At 43.9% G+C, this 4082-nt stretch carries 5 protein-coding genes; all 5 read left to right on the top strand.

The window, feature by feature from the left end:
- Positions 1-371: type IV secretion system protein (locus tag Q1V74_RS02465; protein ID WP_300646915.1), on the top strand; the 371-nt coding region annotated here is incomplete at its 5' end.
- A gap of 179 nt (positions 372-550) precedes the next feature.
- A complete protein-coding gene (locus Q1V74_RS02470) occupies positions 551-1240 on the top strand; it encodes a virB8 family protein (protein ID WP_300646916.1) in 690 nt (229 codons plus the stop codon).
- A complete protein-coding gene (virB9, locus tag Q1V74_RS02475) occupies positions 1241-2056 on the top strand; it encodes a P-type conjugative transfer protein VirB9 (RefSeq protein WP_300646917.1) in 816 nt (271 codons plus the stop codon).
- 9 nt (positions 2057-2065) lie between these two features.
- Positions 2066-3250: a type IV secretion system protein VirB10 gene (gene virB10 / locus Q1V74_RS02480; RefSeq protein ID WP_300646918.1), complete on the top strand. Its 1185-nt coding sequence runs from the start codon at positions 2066-2068 to the stop codon at positions 3248-3250.
- Positions 3247-4082: P-type DNA transfer ATPase VirB11 (gene virB11 / locus Q1V74_RS02485; protein WP_300646919.1), on the top strand; the 836-nt coding region annotated here is incomplete at its 3' end. The genes virB10 and virB11, both read left to right, overlap by 4 nt.

The following is a 4082-nucleotide window of genomic DNA, read 5'->3' on the forward strand; positions in this document are numbered from 1 at the left end:
TATTTCCTAGTACACGTCAATATGGAATGAACTGGATCGGCCAAGTGTTGAACTACTCGTTAGCTTGCTTGCTTTATGCGGTGATTAGTGTGCTGCAATTGAATTTTGTCCAAAGCAAAATGGCAGGGTGGGCCAATAAAAACTATATCGACAGCGTAGCCAAAGCGTGGGAGGTTTCTTATGTGATGGTGATCATGACGATTTTATTTTTAATTGTGGTACTGAGCATACCCAACATTGCTTCTGCACTGACAGGTGGTGCGGCCATAGATGGGCAGGGTAGAACTATGGGACGTTTAGGTTCCTTAGCAACGCGTACTTTGTCCAAAGTGCCAGTGATCGGAGCGGCAAATAAAATTATTGGGAAGTAAGTAGGAGCGTTAAGCATGGCAGCCGTCTGATGAGACGGCTTTTTTTATGTCTGGAGATAGGACTGTGAGAGCTTTGTTAATTGTAGTGTTTAGCAGTGTCTTGGCTGCTTGTGCAGCTCCCAAAGCGCCAGAGCCCGAAGGCGATCCCTTTCCGATTAATCCAGTTTATGAGGTAGAGCATGTTCAAATCTCATAAGAAAAATGATGCGAGACAAATGGCGATTGAGTTTGTGCAGCAGGCCAATCAGTTTGAGAAGTCGCAAATTGAAGCAATTAAAAGGAATAATCGGTTAGCGTGGCGTATTGCGGCTGTTAGCTTGTTGTTAGCATTTTTGGCAATAGGGGCAGTCATACTTTTAACCCCGTTGAAAACGGTGACACCTTATGTGATACGAGTGGATAACAACACTGGGGCAACGGATATTGTGACGGTGATGAAGCAGCGTGAAACCTCTTATGGTGAGGTCACGGATCGTTATTGGTTGAGTCAATACATAAAGATGCGTGAAAGCTATGATTGGTGGACGGTTCAGTCCACTTATGATGCCAGTATGCTGCTGAGTAGCCCGACCATACAAAATGAGATCGCTGCTTTTTTTGCGAGTGAGGCTGCACCGCATAAGGTTTTTAAAGATAAATACCGAGTTGATATAAAAGTTTTATCTATATCTTGGATAGGTAATACAGCTCAAGTTCGTTTTGAAAAGCAGGTAAAGCCATTGTTTCAGGGGCAGCAAACACCTGCAGCGCAACGTTATATTGCGACGGTTGCTTACCGCTATGTCAACACAGCTCAAGCAGAGAAAGATCGTCTTATTAATCCTTTGGGACTACAAGTGCTGAGTTACCGGGTTGATCCAGAGGGCTAAATGATGGGAAAAACATATAAAAAGCTGCTTTTAGCAGCTCTTTTTTTGGGTGCAGGTCAAGCGCAAGCGTTGGTGGTGCCAGAGCGCTCACCGCTTGATGGACGTATTCAAACTGTAACTTATAGTACAGACAATGTGGTCAAAGTTACCGCTAAAGTCGGACATGCAGTCTTGATTCAGTTAGAGGAGGATGAGCGTTTAGAGGGAGATAGTGCTGCGTTAGGGATGGGGGATGCAGAAGGCTGGAGTTTAGCGGTAAAAGGTAACAACATTATTTTTAAACCCATAGTTGAACGCTCGGACACAAACTTAATTATTACAACGAATAAGCGTACTTATGTGTTCCAGCTTTCAGTGAATGACAAGGCCAAATATCCCACGTATGTATTGCGTTTTCATTATCCCGATACAGTGCTAAAGCAGAAAAACAAGATAAAAAAAGAACGGGAACAAGCTATGAATTTGGTTTTAGGTCGTACCGAGTCTGTGGTGCATAAAGCCAATCAAAACTATTGGGGTTATGGGGATCGAGCCTTAGCGCCTACTGCTTTATTTGATGACGGGCGTTTTACCTACTTTGATTTTAATAATGGTAGAGAGCTACCTGCTATTTACAAGAAAATGCCGGATGGCACAGAAAGCTTAGTCAATAGTCATGTAGAAGGGAGCAAAGTGGTGGTGCATGAAACAGCACGGCATTTTGTATTGCGTTTAGGGCAATCAGTATTAGGCATAGAGAATCGTGGTTTTGACGAGCAAGGTAGTTTTAACCGTTTGGGGACGAGTACACCGGGGACAGTACGCATCGTGAAATAAGGATACAGCATGAGTATTTTTAAACGAAATACGGATGAAGACGCTTTACCTAATGAAATTGCACCAACGTTGTCTGAATCATTGCAAGCCCCAGAGCTAGAGCGAGGTTTGCCTCAGAGTCTACATAACCATAAGCAAAGCAATGTTAAAAAGGCAGCATTAGCAGGCGTAGGGGTACTTGGTTTGGGGTTATTGCTTTCTGGCTTAGTCTTAAATAGGGAAACACCCCAACTGGAGCAGGAGGAGGTCTTTAGTGAGTCAGTAGCTAATCAGCGACCCCGTGATTTCTCAGCAGAACAGCAAAAGATATTAGAGCAATTACAGGAGATTGAATCGCAGCGTAGAGCGCTTGAGGAGTCCCAATCAGAGATCAAATCAGAGCCACAGATAGCATCAGCTTCAACGGTGGTAGTTACTGAGCCTGACGCACCACGTCGAGAGCTACAGGGAAGTGTATTAGTTGCTTTTTCTGAGGAGGCCTCAGTTCCTCGCAGTATGGAGGCAACCTATGCAGCACCGGCTCGAGAGACGGCTTTTAGTGAACAGTTAAGACCAAGTCTGATGTTACCAGGCAGAGCCATTAAACGAGCGGATTTGACGTATTTGCTCGGTAAAGGAACCACAATTTCGTGTACTTTAAATACTAAGATTGTGACGACACAACCCGGTATTACACGTTGTATTGTGAATCAGGATGTGTACTCAAAAAATGGCAAGGTGTTATTGATTGAGCGCGGTTCAGAAGTAATAGGGGAGCAAATGAGTGCTTTACTTCATGGGCAGGCAAGGGTATTTGTTTTGTGGAACACCATCGAAACTCCATCTGGTGTTTCTGTGGAAATTAATTCACCGACTGCTGATAGCTTGGGAGCTGCTGGACAAGAGGCTTATGTGGAAACGCATTTCTGGCAGCGCTTTAGTGGAGCGATTATGTTATCCATGATTGATGATGTAATTTCAATTGCGGCTAACTCTAACCGAAGTCGTGATCGCCATTATCAGTTTGATCATACTCGTGACTCCACCCGAGATATGGCTGCTATTGCATTAGAGAATACGATTAATATTCCGCCTACAGGCTACGTAAATCAAGGCACTTTAGTGAATATTATGGTTGCTAGAGACGTAGATTTTTCTGATATTTACCAGTTGGTCAATATTGAGACGAGCGGTTTGGTTAGGGGTGAAATGTGACAGATTTTGCAAGAGATACCAGCGCCAGAAATGTCTTACAACGCTTAGGTATTACGGATTATTTGAATCGCTCTGGGGTGACAGAGGTTATGATCAACAGGCCTAAAGAGGTATTTTTAGAAGGTGATTTTGGTGTACAGCGCATCGAGGATGAGCGCTTAACCTTGAGTCATTTATCTCAGTTGGCCAATGTGTTGAGTATTCTAAATAATAAGCATTTGACCATTAAAGAACCAATGCACTCGGTGACGTTACCTGATGGTGAGCGTGGTCATATGATTATGCCTCCTGCATGTGAGGATGACACGTTGGTGTTTGCTTTTAGAAAACCCTCTACGCATCGTTTTTCCTTAGAGGATTACTTAGTCACTCAGCGTTTACCAGCTACAACCCTACCCGTGAAAGTGGATTCTTCTCAGTTAGCTCCTTACGAGAAGGAAATGTTGGCGCATAAAGAAACTCATAATTGGCTTGAGTTTTTTCAGTTGGCTGTACAGCATCGCTTGAACATTTGTATGGTTGGTGGGACTGGGTCGGGTAAGACGACTTTTACTAAAGCAATAGCGGATCTCATTCCAGCTAGCACTCGCATTATTACTATTGAGGATACGCATGAGTTGGATTTGCCTCATCATGCAAATCGGGTTCATCTTTTTTATAAGGAGCACATTACGGCAAAAGCAGTGATTGCTTCGTGCTTACGCTTAAAACCAGATCGCATTTTTCTGACTGAGCTACGTGGTGATGAGGCATGGGATTATTTATCCGCTCTGAATACGGGTCATCCCGGTGGTTTAACGTCGGTGCATGCTAATGATGCGGAGTCGGCTTT

The organism is Paenalcaligenes sp., assembly GCF_030152715.1.
In the GTDB taxonomy this organism is placed as follows: Bacteria; Pseudomonadota; Gammaproteobacteria; order Burkholderiales; family Burkholderiaceae_B; genus Paenalcaligenes; species Paenalcaligenes hermetiae.